Origin of the sequence: Streptomyces sp. x-19 (assembly GCF_046549115.1) — a bacterium.
In the GTDB taxonomy this organism is placed as follows: domain Bacteria; phylum Actinomycetota; class Actinomycetes; order Streptomycetales; family Streptomycetaceae; genus Streptomyces; species Streptomyces albulus_C.
Window position 1 is genome coordinate 158194 of sequence record NZ_JAJPWK010000004.1, and the last position, 17388, is coordinate 175581.

Annotated in this window: 16 protein-coding genes and 1 pseudogene; 11 read left to right on the plus strand and 6 right to left on the minus strand. The window is 72.9% G+C overall.

Annotated features, from left to right (window positions below; genetic code table 11):
* The first annotated feature begins 1 nt into the window (after position 1).
* From ACLJT4_RS13225 to ACLJT4_RS13255, 7 genes are all read left to right on the plus strand, one after another.
* Positions 2-853: a helix-turn-helix transcriptional regulator gene (locus ACLJT4_RS13225; RefSeq protein WP_411122492.1), complete on the plus strand. Its 852-nt coding sequence runs from the start codon at positions 2-4 to the stop codon at positions 851-853.
* A 344-nt stretch (positions 854-1197) separates the two neighbouring features.
* Positions 1198-1965 carry a class I SAM-dependent methyltransferase gene (locus ACLJT4_RS13230; RefSeq protein ID WP_411122493.1) on the plus strand — a complete coding sequence of 256 codons (768 nt, stop codon included), beginning with the start codon at positions 1198-1200 and terminating at the stop codon, positions 1963-1965.
* Positions 1966-2005: 40 nt separating this feature from the next.
* On the plus strand, positions 2006-2950 hold the full coding sequence (locus ACLJT4_RS13235) for an NAD(P)-dependent oxidoreductase (RefSeq protein ID WP_411122494.1): 945 nt from the start codon (positions 2006-2008) through the stop codon (positions 2948-2950).
* Positions 2951-3089: 139 nt separating this feature from the next.
* Positions 3090-4790 (plus strand): GH3 auxin-responsive promoter family protein, encoded by a 1701-nt coding sequence (locus ACLJT4_RS13240; RefSeq protein WP_411122495.1) that lies wholly within the window; start codon positions 3090-3092, stop codon positions 4788-4790.
* Positions 4791-4853: 63 nt separating this feature from the next.
* Positions 4854-5792, plus strand: coding sequence for an alpha/beta hydrolase (locus tag ACLJT4_RS13245; protein ID WP_411122496.1), 939 nt, complete (start codon positions 4854-4856; stop codon positions 5790-5792).
* The gene (locus ACLJT4_RS13250) at positions 5789-6958 is read left to right on the plus strand and encodes an enolase C-terminal domain-like protein (RefSeq protein WP_411122497.1); all 1170 of its coding nucleotides are present in this window, start codon (positions 5789-5791) and stop codon (positions 6956-6958) included. Before ACLJT4_RS13245 ends, ACLJT4_RS13250 begins: the two co-directional genes overlap by 4 nt.
* Before the next feature lie 77 nt (positions 6959-7035).
* A complete protein-coding gene (locus tag ACLJT4_RS13255; RefSeq protein ID WP_411122498.1) occupies positions 7036-7848 on the plus strand; it encodes a fumarylacetoacetate hydrolase family protein in 813 nt (270 codons plus the stop codon).
* Positions 7849-7851: 3 nt separating this feature from the next.
* On the opposite strand, the gene ACLJT4_RS13260 is transcribed toward ACLJT4_RS13255, so the two are convergent.
* The 4 genes and pseudogenes from ACLJT4_RS13260 to ACLJT4_RS13275 form a co-directional block, all read right to left on the minus strand.
* Positions 7852-8253 carry an ACT domain-containing protein gene (locus ACLJT4_RS13260; protein WP_411122499.1) on the minus strand — a complete coding sequence of 134 codons (402 nt, stop codon included), beginning with the start codon at positions 8251-8253 and terminating at the stop codon, positions 7852-7854.
* Between the two features lie 317 nt (positions 8254-8570).
* Complete coding sequence (locus tag ACLJT4_RS13265; protein WP_411122500.1) at positions 8571-9560, minus strand: esterase/lipase family protein; 990 nt, start codon at positions 9558-9560, stop codon at positions 8571-8573.
* 193 nt (positions 9561-9753) lie between these two features.
* A pseudogene (locus ACLJT4_RS13270) lies at positions 9754-10388 on the minus strand (response regulator).
* Entirely contained in the window at positions 10388-11524 is a 1137-nt protein-coding gene (locus ACLJT4_RS13275) for a sensor histidine kinase (protein WP_411122501.1), read from the minus strand. Before ACLJT4_RS13275 ends, ACLJT4_RS13270 begins: the two are co-directional and overlap by 1 nt.
* A 133-nt stretch (positions 11525-11657) precedes the next feature.
* Here ACLJT4_RS13275 and ACLJT4_RS13280 point away from each other — a divergent pair, with 133 nt between their 5' ends.
* The 4 genes from ACLJT4_RS13280 to ACLJT4_RS13295 all read left to right on the plus strand — a co-directional run bounded on the left by ACLJT4_RS13280 (position 11658) and on the right by ACLJT4_RS13295 (position 15818).
* Complete coding sequence (locus tag ACLJT4_RS13280) at positions 11658-12323, plus strand: DedA family protein (protein ID WP_411122502.1); 666 nt, start codon at positions 11658-11660, stop codon at positions 12321-12323.
* Between the two features lie 174 nt (positions 12324-12497).
* A complete protein-coding gene (locus ACLJT4_RS13285; RefSeq protein ID WP_411122503.1) occupies positions 12498-13298 on the plus strand; it encodes a PIG-L deacetylase family protein in 801 nt (266 codons plus the stop codon).
* Positions 13299-13781: 483 nt separating this feature from the next.
* A complete protein-coding gene (locus tag ACLJT4_RS13290) occupies positions 13782-14645 on the plus strand; it encodes an oxaloacetate decarboxylase (RefSeq protein ID WP_411122504.1) in 864 nt (287 codons plus the stop codon).
* Positions 14646-14759: 114 nt separating this feature from the next.
* Positions 14760-15818, plus strand: coding sequence for a bile acid:sodium symporter family protein (locus tag ACLJT4_RS13295; protein WP_411122505.1), 1059 nt, complete (start codon positions 14760-14762; stop codon positions 15816-15818).
* On the opposite strand, the gene ACLJT4_RS13300 is transcribed toward ACLJT4_RS13295, so the two are convergent.
* Positions 15804-16547, minus strand: coding sequence for an SDR family NAD(P)-dependent oxidoreductase (locus ACLJT4_RS13300; protein ID WP_411122506.1), 744 nt, complete (start codon positions 16545-16547; stop codon positions 15804-15806). The genes ACLJT4_RS13295 and ACLJT4_RS13300 overlap by 15 nt on opposite strands.
* 171 nt (positions 16548-16718) lie before the next feature.
* The gene (locus ACLJT4_RS13305) at positions 16719-17270 is read right to left on the minus strand and encodes a GlcG/HbpS family heme-binding protein (RefSeq protein WP_411122507.1); all 552 of its coding nucleotides are present in this window, start codon (positions 17268-17270) and stop codon (positions 16719-16721) included.
* Between the last annotated feature and the right edge of the window lie 118 nt (positions 17271-17388).

Below are 17388 nucleotides of genomic sequence, written 5' to 3' on the forward strand. Positions count from 1 at the left end.
GGTGGGAGACGTACTAACGGGGAATCGCACGGAGTTGGGGGAGTTCCTGCGGAGTCGGCGCAGTCGCGTCGCACCGCACGAGGCCGGCCTCCCCCCATCGGCGGGCCGTCGGCGCACCGCCGGACTGCGGCGGGAGGAAGTCGCGATCCTGGCCGGCGTCAGCATCGAGTACTACCGGCGCCTGGAGCAGGGCAAGCAGCAACGGCCGAGCCCCGCGGTCCTGGAGGCGATCGCCCGGGTACTGAAGCTGACCGACGACGAGCACCGCTACCTGGCGGAGTTGGGGCGCGGTCGGGCACTGGTGCCGGGCGACGGCGGGCGGCGCGGTCGGGCCGTGCGCACCGTGCGGGACGAGGTCCGGCGCATGGTGGACATCGCGCACCCCTACCCGGCGTGCGTGCTCAGCCGGTCCAGTGACCTGTTGGCCGCCAACCAGGCCGCGCTGCGGCTCTTCCCGGGCATCGAGGACTGGCCCGAGCAGGAGCGCAACACCGCGCGCTACGCCTTCGTGCACCCGGGCGCCCGGGAGTTGTACGCCAACTGGGACGACGTGGCACACGGCGTGGTGGCCCATCTGCGCGCCGCGGTGGTGGTGCACCCGGGCGCGCCGGACCTCTGGGAGATCGTCGACGAACTCACCGAGGAGAGCGCCGAGTTCGCCGCCCTGTGGCGGCGCTACGACGTCCGGGCGCGAACCAACGGCCGCAAGGTGTACCGGCATCCGACGGCGGGCCGGATGACGCTGACCTACGAAGCCTTCGACGTGGCGCGCAGCGACGGCCAGCGGCTGGTCGTCTACCAGGCCCCTCCGGACACCCCGGACCACGCGGCGCTGCTGAGCCTGTCGGGCTAGCCGCCGTCCGGAATGCCGCGTCCCTTCAATTGCCCGTCCGGGAGATTTTCCCCGACAATTCACTTAACTGGATTGGGGTGTTACAGCGCGCTCCGTGCTGGAATTTTTCAAGGTTATCGAAAGATACCCGATGGGAGGTTTTTGCGACCTCACCGACTCCCGTCCACCCTCCACTAGAAACCCTTTGAGCTGGGACGATGGCGATCCCGCCGGATAGTTGAGCTTTATCCGAACCCCGCTGCACCTTTTCGGATCACCGAAGCCGAGACTCCGATTTGACAAGTTTTTAACTATGCCGTTCATCACTCCAACACACGTCCGAGACCTGTGTTACCTTCAACGCCATGGCGAATGTAATTCCTGACTCTGCGGAACGCTTCAGTAAGTTTGCGGAATTCTATGATCGCGTCCGCCCCCATCCGCCCGAGGAACTCGCGAACCTGCTGCGCCAGTGGTCCGGGACCACCGACCCGGACGTGGTCGACATCGGCTGCGGCACCGGCCTCTCCTCCACCATCTGGCCCGAAGCGACCGGGGTGGAGCCCTCCGCCGAGATGCGGGCCATCGCGGCCCAGCGCGGCATCCGCGTCGTCGACGGCACGGGCGAGGAGACCGGACTGCCGGACGGCTGCGCGGACATCGTGACCGTGAGCCACGCCCTGCACTGGTTCGACGCCGCCCGCGCCTTCCCGGAGATCGCCCGCATCATGCGGCCCGGCGCCGTGCTGGCCGCGTTCGACTTCGACTGGCCGCCGGCCGTGGACCCCGAAGTGGACGCCGCCTACCGCGACTTCGAGGCCGTGCACCACGCCCTGGAGGCCGAACGCGGTCTGCGCCCCCACTTCGCGCCGAAGAGCGAGCACCTGCAACGACTGCGGGACAGCGGGCTCTTCCGGCACGTCAACGAGGTCTGCCTGCACATGAAGGAGACCGGCGGCGCCGCCCGCTTCGTCGACTTCGCGGCGAGCCAGGGCGGGGTGATCGCCCTGCTGGAGGAAGGCGTCAGCGAGGACGCGCTCGGCCTGACCCGGCTGCGCGAGGTCACCGAACGGCGGATGACCGACCACACGACGTGGTGGTGGACCTGCCGCGTCCGCCTGGCCACGCGCTGACCGGTCGGACCGCACCAGTCAACGGGGGAGGAACAACAACGTGGGACGCCTCGTCATGCCCGAGTGCGACGGATATCCGCACCTGGCCGAGCTCGTCCGCCGCTGCCCGGGCGGCGACGCGGTCGAGCTCCACGACGGCCCGTGCACCACTTCGTCCCAGCTCGCCGAGCGCATTCGCGGCGCTCGAACCGTGCTGCACTTCTTCAACGGCCGGCCGCTGGACGCCGACGTCCTGCGCGGCGAACGACCTGAGCGGGTCGTCGTGGCCGGCCCGGCCGCCCCGGTGGTCGACGTCGACGCCGCCCGGTCCGCCGGCATCGCCGTCTACGACGTCCCCGGCCTGGCCGCCGATTCCGTGGCCGAGTTCACCCTGACGCTGCTGCTGATGCTGGCCCACCGGGTGCCCACGGCCGTCGGCGACGCGACCGGTTGGCAACCGTCCGCCGGACGCGAACTCGCCGGACGCCTGCTGGGGATCGTCGGCTGGGGCCGCATCGGCTCCCGGGTGGCGCGCCTGGCACAGGGCATCGGCATGCGGGTCGCGGCCTGGTCGCCGTCCCTGGACGAGGACACCGCCCGCGCCGCCGGAGTCGCCCTGCTGCCCCTGGACACCCTGCTCGGCAGCGCGGACGCGGTGAGCCTGCACCTGCGGGCCACCCCGCAGACCCAGGAGATCATCGACGCTCGCCGGCTCGCCCTGCTCGGCCCCCGGGCCCTGCTGGTCAACACCGCCCGCGCCGCGCTGCTCGACATGGCCGAGCTGCGCCGACGCCTGACCGCCGGCCTGCTGGGCGGAGTGGCGCTCGACGTCTTCGACGTCGAACCGCTGCCTCCCGGGGACCCGCTGCGCAGCCACCCGAACGCCCTGGTCACGCCACACATGGCGTGGATGACCGACGACACGGTGGGGCGCTTCCTCGCCGCCGCCCTCGCCTTCGCCACCTCGGGCGACGCCGGTACCGGACCGGTCCGGCGACTCGTCTGACGTCCCGGCGCCGCGCGGGTCCCCGGAGCCGTCGGGACCCGCGCGGCAGCCACCGCACCAACCTCAACCGCACGCCCGTCACTGTGCCGCGGCCGGCTGCCGACCGGCCTGCCGCACCGGACGAACAGGGGGTAACCGGATGATCCAGCCCATCGCTGCGGCCACGTCTCCGCAGCACGCCCAGAGAGAGACCTTCGCCGAGCGCACCCTGCAGGCCCTGGCCCGGCAGCGGGAACTCTGCCACGACCCCGGCCCGACGAGCGCCCTGGTGCTCCAGGACCTCCTCGACCAGGCCCGCAGCACCTCCTTCGGACGCGCCCACGGCCTGGGCTCCGTCGCCACCCTCGCCCAGTGGAAGCGCGCCGTCCCGATCCGGACGTACGAGGAGCTGCGCCCTTACGTGGAGCGGCAGTTGGCGGGCGAGGCCCAGGTCCTCACCCGCAGCGCGCCGTACGCGTTCCTCAAGACCTCCGGCTCCAGCGGACTGCCCAAGTACATACCCACCACCCGGCACTGGCGGGAGCGGTACCGGGGCCGGGGCCTGTACGCCCAATGGGGCCTGTACTGCGAGCAGATCGGCGCCGACTACCTCACCGCCGAGCACATCCTCGACCTCTCCTGGGAGCGGACGCCCGCCTCCCGCAGCCTGCACGGCTTCCCCGTCTACAGCATCTCCCGCCGGCCCGCCGCGGTCGGCCCCGAGGACTGGGTCCCGCCCTGGTACGACGCGCCCTGGCTGCGCGGGGACGACGAGGAGGAGTACGCGGACAGCCTCTACCGGAAGCTGCGCCTGCTCGCCGGAGCCGACGTCCGACTGGTCGTCACCCTCAACCCCTCGAAGATCGTCGGCCTCGCCGAACAACTCGCGCTGCGCGGACCGGAACTGGTCGACGAAGTGGGCCGCGGAACGGTCTCCGGGCGCCCGGCCGGCGGCGCCGTCGCCGATCCCGACCTCGCCCGGCGGCTGGCGCGCACGCTCGCCCACCGCCCCGCCGGGCTGCGACTGACCGACCTGTGGCCCCGACTGTCCGTCCTCGTCTGCTGGAACTCCGCCTCCGCCGGCCTCTACCGCGACTGGCTGGACGACGTCACGCCCGGCATCCGCAAACTGCCGTTCAGCACGACCGGCACCGAGGGCATCGTCACCATCCCCGTCGACGACCACCCCTCGGCCGGGCCGCTCGCCGCCGACCAGGGCGTCTTCGAGTTCGTACCGTGCCGGGAGGACGACGACGGCGGGCCGCTCGACCCGGCCGCCGCGACCCTGGACCCGCAGGAACTGGAGACCGGCCACTCCTACCGGCTCGTCATGAGCCAGGCCAACGGCCTCTACCGCTACGACGTGGGAGACGTCTACACCGTACTGGGCCGGGTCGGCGCCCTGCCGCGCCTGGAGTTCGCGGGCCGGGCCGGCTTCGGCAGCTCCTTCACCGGCGAGAAGCTCACCGAGGCCCACGTCTACGAGGCCGTGCGCACCGCCCACCGCGGCGCCCGGGGCACCCTGCCCATGTTCACCTGCATCCCGTCCTGGGGCACCCCGCCCGGCTACGTCCTGGCCGTGGAGTGGGACCCGCAGTCGGACGCGGCCGAACGCGCGGGCTTCACCACCGCCGTCGAGGCCGCGCTCCAGGACTGCAACCCGGAGTACGCCGAGAAGCGCCGCAGCGATCGACTGCGCCCGCTGCGGCTGCTCCCCCTGGCCCCGAAGAGCTTCCTCGCCATCGCCGAGGCCCAGCGCCGCAAGGGCGCGGCCGCGATGCAGATCAAGCACCACTGGATCCAGAACGACGACACCCTGCTGACCGTGATCGACGATCTCGGCCTCCCGCTGTACGGCTGACGCCCCGCCACGTCCCGGACCAGCCCCCCACCGCCCCTCCCCCGGAAAGATGACTGCCACGTGATGACCGAAGAACGCCCGGCAGGGGTGCACCGCGTCGAGACGGTCACCGCTGCCGACGGCATCCCCCTCGCCCTGCACCAGTGGGTCCCCGAGAACCCCGAAGCGGCCGTGTTCTACGTGCACGGACTGCAGAGCCACGCCGGTTGGCTCTTCGAAACCGGCCCGGAACTGGCCCGCCGCCGGATCGCCGTCTACGCACCGGACCGCCGCGGCTCCGGAGCCAGCGGCGGACCGCGCGGCCACCTGGACTCCGCCGCCACCGCACTGGACGACTACGCGGCGGCCTTCGCCGCCGTCCGGGCCGCCGACCCCGGCGGACCGCCGATCACCGCGGTCGGCCAGAGCTTCGGCGGCAGCCTGCTGGCCGCCCTGCTCACCACCGGCCGTATCGCCCCCGACGGTGTGGTCCTGTGCGCCCCGGCGCTCGGCCAGCAGCAGGCCCGGCACGGTCGTGACGGGGTGCACCGGATGCGCGCCCTCCACGGCCACCGCACCTCCCCCGTGACCCTCAAGGACGAGGACTACACCGGGGAGCAGCGCTACCTCAGCTTCATGGCGAACGACCACGCGATGCTCCGCCAAGTCACGGACGGTTTCCGTGCCGTGATGGCGGAACTGGAGCTCCTCTACTCCGAAGGCGCCCCGTGGAACACCGGCCGTCCCCCGGTCCCGGTGCACTTCGCGCGGCCCGAACGGGACGCCGTCATCAACCTGGACGCCGCCCGCGCGACGCTGGCCCGGATGTGCCCGCACGCCGTCGACGCCCATTTCGACGCCGACCGGCACTACCTGGAGTTCTCCCCCGTACGGGACCAGTTCTGGGACTGGCTCGCGGACGTCGCGGCGGGTGCGGGCGGCGGCGCAACCGCAACCCCGTTGCCCGCGCGGCCCGTTCGGCACGCCGCACCGGGCGCCGTCGGCCCGGGAGGCCGGCGGTGAAGCACGCCCTCGACGTCCTCGACGTGCGGACCGCGCAGGTCCCCCTGCACCGGCCCTTCGCACACGCCCGGCACGCCCACGCCCGAACCGGCTCCGTCCTGGTCACCCTGCGGTGGGACGGCGTGACGGGCTGGGGCGAGGGCGCGCCCCGACCGTACGTGACCGGCGAGACGGTGGCCGGCACCGTGCAGGCCCTGCGCGCCCTCGACCCGTCCGCGCTCGTCGCCCTGCTCGACGGGGCGGCGGACTTCCCCCGCGCGGTGGCGGCCCTCGCCTCGGTCGACCTGCCCCGGCTGTTGGGGGGACTGCGGCCGCTGCCGGCCGCCGCGGCGGCGTTGGAGACCGCGCTCCTCGACGCCCTGTGCCGGCGCCACGGCCTGCCGACGGCCGCGGTCCTGGACGCCTGCCCCTGGGCGGCGGACGTGCTGACCACCGAGAACGTCCCCCGGGCGGTGAGCGAGGTGGTGGACCTCAGCCGCACGCCCACCGAACAACTGTCGGCCCTGTCGTCCGCCGCCCGGGCCCGCCTCACCCACGTGAAGCTCAAGGCGCTGCCCGACCCCGAGGAGACCGCCGCACGGGCGCTCCAGGTGCGCGGCCTGTTGGGCCCGTCGGTGCGGCTGTCCGTGGACGCCAACGGCGGGTGGGCGCCGGACGTCGCCGAGCGGGGCGCCCGGCTGCTGCGCGAACGCGCCGCCCTCGACTGGCTGGAGGAACCCACCGCGCCACGGGACTGGCCCACCCTGCGCCGCATCCAACAGGGCGGCACGCCGGTCATGCTCGACGAATCGGCGATGGACTCCACGGACGTGGAGTGGGCGGCCGCCACCGGCGCCGCCTCCCTGGTGAACCTCCGGATCTCGAAGTGCGGGGGCCTGTTGCCCACGCTGCGGACGGCCGTGCGCGCCCGCGCACTGGGCCTGCGCGTCCAACTCGGCGTCCAGGTGGGCGAGATCGGCCCGCTGTGGTCCGTCGGCCGCACCCTGGCGGCCCGCCTCACCGACGTCGTGGCGGTCGAATCCGGCCGCCAGGACGAGTGGTTCCCCACCCCGCTCACCGACCCGCCCTACGCCGTCGACCGGGAGCACCACACCGCCCCGCCACCTCCCGGCCCCGGCCACGGTCTGCGCCCGGCCGCCGCCCTGACCACCCAGCTGACCGACTGACCGCCCCACCCGCCGCCCGCGGCACCGCAGCACACCGGCCCGTCGAGCACCACACACCGAACAGGAGCCCCCTCCCCATGCACCTCGCACGCCTCATGACGCCCGACGGGCCCCGGTACGGACTGGTGGACCAGGTCCGGGACACCGTCCGAATCCTGACGCTCCCCGCGGGACCCGACGGCGTCGCGGCCCTGGCCGACCTGACGGACCCGGCCGCACCGGCCGCCACGGGCGACACCGTTCCCCTGGCGACCGCCAAGCTGCTGGCGCCGGTCGTCCCGGGCAAGGTCGTGGTCATCGGCCGCAACTACGGCGGCCGGCCCGACGCCGCCGACAGACTGGTGATCCACCTCAAGCCGCCGACGTCCGTCGTCGGTCCGGACGAGCCGATCGTGCTCACCGACCTCTCCCAGGACGTGCGGTACGAGGGGGAGCTCGCGGTCGTCATCGGCCGGACCTGCCGCTCGGTGCCGCCCGAGCGCGCCGCACACCACGTCCTCGGCTACACCTGTGCCAACGACGTCACCGCCTGGGACATCGGGACCGACGGGGGCCAGTGGACGAAGGCCAAGGGCATGGACACGTTCTGCCCCCTCGGTCCTTGGATCAGCACCGACCTCGACCCCGCGGCGGCCCTCATCACCACCCGCATCAACGGCGAGGTGCGCCAGAAAGGCAGCACCGCCCACCTCACACGCAGCACGGCCGTGTTGGTGTCGGAGGTGAGCCGTCTGATGACGTTGCTCCCCGGCGACGTCCTCCTGACCGGCACCCCCGAGGGCAGTGCCGCCCTGGCCCCCGAAGACACCGTCACCATCGACATCGACGGCCTGGGCACCCTCCGCAACCCCGTAGCGGCCCCCACCGGCTCCCGGACCACCGCGCCCTGACGGCTACCCCGCCGAACGTCCCGCCAGGTCTTCCAACACCGCGACCGCCCGGCCGGCGCTCTCATAGGGCACGAAGAGGTGGTCGTGGTGGAAGCCGGCGACGACGTTGCAGCTCAGGCCGGCGTCGGCGAGTTCCGTGGCCACCGCGGCGGTCAGCCCGACCGCCTCCAGGGCAGAGTGGACGCGCAAGGTGATCCAACCCGCCACGTACGCGTACGCCAACCCTGCCGCATCGGCGTCCTCCTGCGGCAGGACCAGGGTCAGGCCCTCCGGTTCGGCGACCGTGACGACCGGGGCGAGGCCCGGCGGCACTCCGCCCTCGACCGTCGCGAACACGTACCGCCCGGGGTTCAGCTGCGGACGCATCCCGCCCAACAGCTTCTGCAGATCAGTCTCACCAGCCACGCCCCAGACGCTACCGCGCCGGCCCGCGGAGCCTCCTGGCGCCGGCGCGGCGATCGGGCACGCTCAGCCGCCTCCGTCCCCGGCTCGGGGCAAGCGCCGACTCACCTCACCGGAAGGCCGTCGCGACAACCCCAGTTCCTCCGACCACAGGTGGGCACGGCGGGAGTCGGAGGAACTCACCCAGTGCTGCGCGTCGGCCCCATGCCATGCGGGAAGCATCTGCCCGCCGGCAGCCGCCTGTCAGCTCCCCAGCCCGGTCATGCCGTGCCCAGCTTGGACATGCCGTGCCCAGGCACCGCACCGGGCCGGGACGTCCGTCAGCTCAGGACGGAGGCGCAGGTGGTGGGGGTGGCGTGGGCCGGGTCGAGCGCGTTGGCCGTGGCGTGGAAGGCGATCCGGTCGAGGAGTCCGAGGCTCGCGTGCATGGAGAGGTCGGCCGGGCACAGCCGCTGGATCAGGATGTTGTGAACGTGCGGGCCGTGCAGGAACTCCGAGCCGAGCGGCGAGACGACCTCGTCGTACTTGGTGGCGATCACGGTGTAGTGGATGCCCCGGAGCGTGTCGCCGCCGACGTTGAGCCGGCGCAGCAGGGCGGATCCGGTCTTCTGCTCGATCAGCCCCGGAGTGAGCGCGTGCAGGGTCTGCTTGACGGGGGCGATGTCCACCAGCTTGGCCAGGCCGTGCAGGTCGGTGCCGTGGTTGTCGGGAGCCAACCCCACCAGGGTGTGCACCCTGTGGCGGCCGCCGTGGAACTTCAGGTACACCCGCGGCATCATGCCGCCCTGGGAGTGTCCCACCAGGTCGACCTTGACCGCGCCCGTCGCGTCGAGCACCCGGTCGACGAAGTGGGCGAGCTGCCTGGCCGAGTGGTCGATCGGACCGAGCCCGCCGACGAGCGGGAGGCCGAGCAGTTCGCCGTAGGTGAGGGAGAAGACGCAGTAGCCGCGGGCCACCAAGTAGGGGGCCAGGCCCAGCCAGTTGTCGATGGCGTTGCCGAAGGTGCCGTGGACGAGGACGACCGGGCGGGGGTGGTGGGCGGACGGTCGGCAGGCGAAGTTGTTCCACCCCCTGCTGGCGGGGAACGCCCACGGCGCGTGGTGCGGAACGTGCACGGCGGACGGCTTGAGGAGCGGCGGTCCCAGAGGTCCCCGAGGCAGCGCGGCGGCCGGCAGGCGCGGGGGCGAGCCGAAGGCTTCGGCGACGGGCGCGGTGGTCGCCGGGTGGGCGGCGAGGGGCGAGACGGTCAGGCCCACGGCCAGGGTGACCGCCGGGAAGGCGGTGAGCAGTCTCGGCCAAGACAGCTTCATACGGTGCTCCTTGCGGGGGGAAGGCGACTCCGAACTGATCCGTGAGCCGCGCGCCGGGGCCCGGGATCGCAAGGGCCAACGTGGTGACCGACCGGTAAGTTACGGCTGGTAATCATTCTGTACCAGCGAAGTGAAGGCGAAGGAGCCAAGCGGACGCAGGGTGCGTTCCCCCGTACGGCGGTCGGGGCCACCGTCACGAATCCAGGCAGCGGAGGATCGCGAGGACGCGCCGGCTGTAACCGGTGGTGCCGGCGAGTTGCAGCTTGTCGAAGATCGCGTTGATGTGCTTCTCCACCGCGCTCTGGGAGACGTACAGCTGTTGGGCGATCGCCGCGTTGGTGTGGCCCTGGGCCATCTTGCCGAGCACGTCCCGCTCGCGGTCGGTGAGGCGCCGGAGCGGATCGGTGTGGCTGCTGCGGGCGAGCAGTTGCCGCACCACCTCCGGGTCGAACGCGGTGCGCCCGTCGCCGACCCGGTCCAGGGCGTCGAGAAACTCGTCGATCTGCACCACGCGGTCCTTGAGGAGGTAACCGACGCCTTCGGTGGCGGTACCCAAGAGCTCGGTGGCGTAGCGGCGTTCGACGTACTGCGAGAGCACCAACACACCGGTCCGCGGCCAGCGACGACGGATCTCCAGTGCCGCGCGCATCCCCTCGTCGGTGTGACTGGGTGGCATCCGCACGTCCACGACGACCGCGTCGGGCGGGTCCTGGGCGACGGCGGCCAGCAGCGCCTCGGCGTCGCCGACCGCGGCCGCGACCACGTGCCCTCGTCAGCCAGGAGGCGGGCCAGCCCCTCACGCAGCAGGGTGGAGTCGTCTGCGAGCATCAGGCGCACGGCAGGTCCGCGGTGAGGACGGTGGGGCCGCCGGCGGGGCTGACGACGGTGAGCAGGCCGTCCAGCGCGGCGACCCGACGGGCGAGACCGAGGAGTCCGCCGCCGGCGGGGTCCGCGCCGCCCGAACCGTCGTCCTCGATCCGCATCCGGAGCATGGTGCCGCGTTGGGTGGCGTCGACGGTGACCAGCGTCGCGCCGGAGTGCTTGACCGCGTTCGTAACCGCCTCCGCGGTGACGAAGTAGGCCACCGCCTGGATGGTGGGACCGGGCATCGAGGGCAGGTTGTAGGAGAGGCGGACGGGCAGGCCGGCGCGTTCGGCGACGGTTTCCAGGGCCACCACGAGACCGCCCTCGTCCAGTGCCGCCGGATAGACGCGCCAGGCAACCTCCCGCAGTTCCGCCAGCGCCCGTTGGGACTCCTCGTGCGCCTGCCGCAGCAGCGCCCCGGCCTTGTCGGAGTCGGGTGTACGGCGGGCCCGGCCCACGAGCATGCCGACGGCGACCAGGCGTTGTTGGACCCCGTCGTGCAGGTCGCGCTCGATACGCCGCCGTTCTTCGTGGACAGCCTCGACGACCTCGGCCCGGCTCCGCGCCAGTTCGCCGATCCGGCGGCGCATCCGTTCCCGGTCGTCGGGCCCGAGCACTCGGCGGGCGAGGCGCTCGTCCAACAGGGCAGCGCCGTACGTCCCCTGTGCGCAGAGGAGGAGCAGGACCAGTCCGCCGAGGCCGGACAGGATGACGGTGCCCGGATGGGCGACGTCGCGGACGAACCACAACCACACCGCGGCGGAGGCGTAACCGGCACCGACCAGCCCGCCGAGCAGCACCGTGCCGCCGAACACCCCGAGCACCCAGCGGAGGGCGAGGTAGATGAGCGGGGACCCGTGCGTGCTGGGCGCGGCGAGGACCGTGCCGTAGCACGCGGCCATCCTGCATCGCTGCACCTCGGCAAGTCGGCGGGCTCCGGCCAGCACGCGGGTCTCGCCGCGGCGGCCGGGGAGCCGGCCGGGCGTGGCCAGCAGCCAGAGTCCGCCGAGGGTGACGAAGGCGATTTCCATGGGCGCGCTGAGGGCGCCGAGGAGCACGCCGGGCGTCAGCCGACACCAGCGGTCGAGGGGGCTTCGCATGGTCGGCAACGCTAGCCGAGCGGACGGGCGCACGGGACTGCGGAAAACCACAGTCCCGTGGTGCGGATCCGCGCAGCGGGGTCTGCGGGCTTCCGCATGCCGGTGCGGCGCGGCGATCCCTAGCGTCGGAGGCATGATGCACATCGCCGTGTCCCAGGTCCCCGCAGCCGGTTTCGCCGGTTGGGCCGCAGATCTCATGGAGTCGTTCGGCGCCCTCGGTGCCGGGGCGGCCATCGCGTTGGAGAACCTCTTCCCGCCACTGCCCAGCGAGGTGGTGCTGCCGCTCGCCGGCTTCGCCGCGAGCCAGGGCAAACTGAGCCTCGTCGCAGTGCTGTTGTGCACGACGGCCGGCTCCGTCGTCGGCGCGTTGGTCCTCTACGCCGTGGGCGCCCTGCTCGGTCGGGACCGCACGCTGTCCCTCGCCGCCCGTTTGCCGCTGGTGAAGGTGTCCGACATCCACCGGACCGAGGCCTGGTTCACCCGGCACGGCACCAAGGCGGTGTTCTTCGGCCGCATGATCCCGATCTTTCGCAGCCTGATCTCGCTTCCGGCCGGCGTCGAACGGATGCGGCTGCCCGGCTTCCTCGGCCTGACGACGGCGGGCAGTTTCCTGTGGAACGGCCTCTTCGTGGGCGTCGGCCATGCGTTGGGCGCGCGCTGGAGCGAGGTCACCGACGTCGTGGACACGTACGCCAAGGCCGTCGCGGTCGCCGTCGTGCTCGCCGTCTGCGGTTTCGTGGTCTTCCGGCTGGCGCGGGCGGGCCGGGGCGGGCACCGCTCGCCGCGCCGCCCCTCGTGACGCCGTGCGGCGGGGCCCGGGCGCCGGTGGGTGACTGGGTAGCCTTCGCTGGTCCACCATCGGCAGTTCCCGCAGTTCCCGCAGTTCCCGCAGTTCCCGCAGTTCCCGCAGTTCCCGCAGTTCCCGCAGTTCCCGCAGTTCCCGCAGTTCCCGCAGTGGAAGGGTGATCCGACGATGTCCCTGCCCAGTCTCCTGGCGGTGTTCGCGCACCCTGATGACGAGTCGTTGTCGGCGGGCGGGGTACTGGCCCGACATGCCGCCGCGGGCGCGCGGACCGCCGTCGTCACGGCCACCTGGGCCCGACGGACGCACCGCGAAGCGGAGTTGGCGGCGGCCCTCGGGATCCTGGGTGCCGGCGCACCGCGGATGCTCGGTTACGCCGATGCGCGCGTGCCGGAGTCGACTCCCGGCGGCGCCCGGCTCTGTGACGCGCCCCTCGACGAGGCGGTGGGGCGGCTGGTCGGGCACCTGCGGGAGGTGCGTCCGCACGTGGTCGTCACGCACGACGCCTACGGCGGGCTGACCGGTCATCCGGACCACCGGCAGACGCACCGGCTGACCGTGCTCGCGGTCCAGGCGTCCGGGTGGGCCGACCTCTATCCGGAGGCGGGTGCCCCCTGGCAGCCGTGCGCTCTGTACCTGGCCACGCATCCGGACTCCGCCGCACGGGAGTTGGGTGGGCGGTTGATGCGGGACGGCCGCGCCGTGTACAGCGTGCCGGACGACCGGATCGACGCGGCCGTCGACGTCCGTCCCTGGTTGGCGCAGAAGATCGGTGCCGTGCTGGCGCACCGCAGCGAAGTGGAACGGGGTGCCCTGCCGGGCCGGCTCGCCCGCATGGCACCGGCCGAGCGGGAAAGGCTGTTGGCGACGGAGTGGTACATCCGCCACGACCTCGGTTCCGGGTCGGCGGGCGGGCAAACGGAATTGACCTGCCGAGGGGTGGAGCCGGGCGTCGCGGGTGCGGGCGCCTAGGGCGTGTCCGATGGGTCCGCGCTGGTCGCGTGGGCCGCTGGGCGAGTGCCGTCCCCCGGTGGCACTGGCCGGGCCGTGCCATCCATCCCATCAAGCCAGTTCACCGGTGGCTGCTGCGCCGCGCCGCCTCCCGGGCTTGTCTGGACCAAGCGGCCGTACCCGGTGTTCGGAGCGGCTTTGCCCCCGTTACCGCACCCGCCGCAACCACCCCGTGCACCGCGGTGGTGCGGCTCAAAAACGACGCCCACCAGCTGTCATTACCAATTCATGGTTGTCACATGACCATCCCTTTTCCTAACCTGCTGTCACGGAGGGCGACAACCGCACCCCGCACGAGCCAGTACGCAGGCAAAAACCGGGGGCACGCCACTCAGCGTGCCCCCGGTTTGTTTGGCCCGTGAAGCGTCGTGCCGACCACCAGCTCTGGCGGGCAACGGGTCGACCACGACGCGCAGTCCACGCGACCACGCATCGGAGGGTACCGTGAACCACCCCGATCGATTAAGAGCCGCGATAGATGCGGACGGCACCACCCCGCTGATCGGCGTCTTCGACATGTTCTCCGCGTCCCTGGCGGCGCGTCACTACGACGGGATGTTCGTCTCCGGCTTCGGATTCGCCGCATCCCACTACGGCCTGCCGGACATCGGGTTCATCGCCTGGCCCGACATCGTCGGCTTCGTACAGCGGCTCCGCCTGGCCTTCCCCCGACAGCACCTGCTCGTCGACATCGACGACGGCTACGTCGACCCCGAGACCGCGTGCCACGTCGTCCAGCAGTTGGAGGCCGGCGGCGCCTCGGGCATCATCCTGGAGGACCAGCAACGGCCCCGGCGCTGCGGCCACGTCGACGGCAAGCAGGTCCTGCCGTTGGAGGAGTACCTCGCCAAACTCGACCTGGTCCTCCAGGCACGCCGGGACCTCGTCGTCGTCGCCCGCACCGACGCCACCGAGGAGGAGGAGATCCTGCGCCGCGCCAAGGCGCTCGCCGCGACCGACGCCGACGTGATCCTGGTGGACGGCGTGCGCAGCGTCGACTGGATCCACAAGGTGCGCCGCGTCATCGACGACAAGCCGCTGCTGTTCAACCAGATCGCCGGCGGCAAGTCACCCCGGCTGTCGCTGGGCGAACTGCACCAACTCGGCGTCGACGTCGCCATCTACAGCACGCCCTGCCTGTTCGCCGCCCAGACGGCCATCGACCGGGCGCTGGACGACCTGAAGCGGGCCGACGGCCGGCTGCCGGAGCACACCCCCGACGCCGTGGGCGTCGCCGAGTGCCTGGCGCTGCTGGAGCAGAACATCAGCCGCCACCACGACCCCCTCCCGGTCGACGCCGCGCGCTGACGACTGATCCGAGCAGCTGCGGAGGGGCCGCGCCGTCGTCCTGGTCGTCAGACGGCCGCGCGGCGCGGCCCCGACCGTCCACCCACCGCTTCCCACCTCCCGACGGAGGAATCCGTGCCGCACCACTCCCCCGGCGGCGCCCGCCGGGTGCTGCGCCGCGTCGACTGGTACGTCGTCGCGCTGTTCTGCGTCATCGGCCTGGCGGCCCTCGTCCCGGCCGACGGGGCGGCGGCCGACGGCGTCTCCTTCACCGCCCGCCTGGCGGTCGGCCTGCTCTTCTTCCTGTACGGCGCCCGGCTCTCGCCGCGGGCCGCCCTCGACGGGGTACGGCACTGGCGCCTGCACCTGCCGGTCCTCGGCCTCACGTTCGTCCTGTTCCCGGTCGCGGGTCTGGCGATCGGGCTGTTGCCGTCCGGCGTCCTCAGTCCCGAACTGGCCGCCGGCGTCCTGTTCCTGACCGTGCTGCCGTCCACCGTCCAGTCCGCCATCGCCTTCACCTCGATGGCGCGCGGCAACGTGGCCGCCGCCATCTGCTCGGCGTCGTTCTCCACGGTGCTCGGCGTGCTGCTCACCCCGCTCCTGGCGGTCGCCCTGTTGCGGCAGACCGGAGCCGGGGTCGGGGACGTACCGCTCACCCCGTCCAGCCTCCTCGACATCGCGGTCCAGCTGCTGTTGCCGTTCCTCGCCGGCCAGGCACTGCGGCGGTGGATCGCCGACTGGTTGGGCCGGCACCGGATCCTGACCACGGTGTGCGACCGCGGCTCCATCCTGCTGGTGGTCTACTCGGCGTTCAGCCACGGCATGACCGCCGGCATCTGGCACCGCATCCCGCCCGCGCGGTTGCTGCTCCTGGCGGCGGTCTGCGCGCTGTTGTTGGCCCTCGCGCTGTCCGCCGCCCACGGCACCGCCCGCCTGGTGGGGCTGTCCCGCGCCGACCGGGTCACGGCCGTCTTCTGCGGTTCCAACAAGAGCCTGGCCAGCGGGTTGCCGATGGCCACCGTGCTGTTCCCGGCCGACCGGATCGGGGTCGTGGTGCTGCCCCTGATGCTCTACCACACGCTCCAACTCGTGCTCTGCGCCTACCTCGCACGCCGCTGGCCCGCGCCACCGGCACCGCCCCCCGAGCCGGCGTCCCCGGCCCCCGCCCGGACCACGGCGTCACCTCAGGTATGACGCCCCGTTGACGTCGAGCACGGCGCCCGAGGACCACACCGCCTCGGGCGAGGCGAGGTACTTCACCGCGGCGGCGATCTCCTCGGGCGCGGCCACCCGGCCGAACGGGCTCTGCTCCTCGATGGCCGCGCTGATCCGCTCGGCGACCCGTTCGGTGGCGACGAAACCGGGGGCGACGGAAGCGACGGTGATGCCGTGTGGGGCGAGGGAGACCGCGAGCGACTGGCCCAGTGCATGCGTCGCGGCCTTCGTCGCCCCGTATGCGGGATGGTCGGGCTCGCCCTTGAAGGCACCGCGGGAACCGACGTTGACGATGCGGCCCCGGACCTGATGGTCGATCATGTTCCGGGCCGCGCAGTAGGTGACGTGGGCGGTGCCCAGCAAATTCACATCGACGGTGCGCCGCCAGGCGTCCTGCCAGTCCTCGAAGGTGGTGCGGTCCAACGGGTGCGCGACGTTTACCGCGGCGTTGTTGACCAGCACGTCCAGCGGGCCGAGCGCGTCGACGGCCGCGGCGACCACGCCGGCGGCGCCCTCCGCCATGCTGATGTCCCCCTGCACCAGGACGTGACCGCTGCCCGCCAGGCCATCCAGCGCCTCTTCGGCCTCCGCCCGGCGGGAGGCGTAGTGCAGGGCGACCCGGTCGCCGTCGGCGGCGAAGGCCGTGGCGATCGCGCGGCCGATGCCGCGTGCGGCCCCCGTGACCAGCACGGTGCGGTTCCCGTCCATCGGGCGTCCTCCAGCGGTCGAGCGGCCCGACGGCCGCGACGATCTTGCTCAACACCCTCGCACGGCGCGGTGGGAGACGGAAGACCGGGGCGGCCCCGCCCACGATCCGTGGACGGGGCCGCCCCCGACGCGCCGCCGCGCGACTCGCACCGCTGCGGCGGCGGGTGGACGTCAGCCGTTGAGCGCGGCGACTCCGGCCTGGGCGAACTGCTCGTCCTGGTCGCCGCTGGGCGCGCCGGCCACGCCGATGCCGGCGACCGGGGCGCCCTTGGCCTGGACGGGGGCGCCGCCGGCGAGGAACAGCGTGCCGGGGATGTCCTTCAGGGTGGGGGCCTGCTCCAGGCGCTTGACCAGCGTCGAGGTCGGCGCGTTCCAGGACACCGCGGTGAACGCCTTCTCCTCCGCCGCCTTGTACGACTGCGGGCCGGCGCCGTCGCCGCGCAGCGTGACGAGGGTGTTGCCGTTGCGGTCGACCACGGCCACCGACACGTGCTGGTCGGCCTTCTCGGCGGCGGCGAGCGCGGCCTGCGCGGCCTTGGCCGCCGCGGCGACGGTCAGGTGGTCGGTGGCGACGACGTTCTGCGCCCGGACCGCGGTGGCCGCGCCGCTGCGGGCGGCGTTGTCCGGTGCCGCGACGGCGACCGCGCCGACGGCGGTCACCCCGACGGCCGCCAGGACGGCCGCGCCGGCGATGATCCTGGTCCGTGTGGACGGCATCTGCATGGGAGGTGCTCCTCTTCGTCGCCCGGGGGCCGGGGCCCCGCGGTCCGCAGTGGTTGCGGTGGTTCCATCCTTGGTGGCGTGGGCGGGACGGCGGTCCGCGGAGCGGATGGCGTCGCGG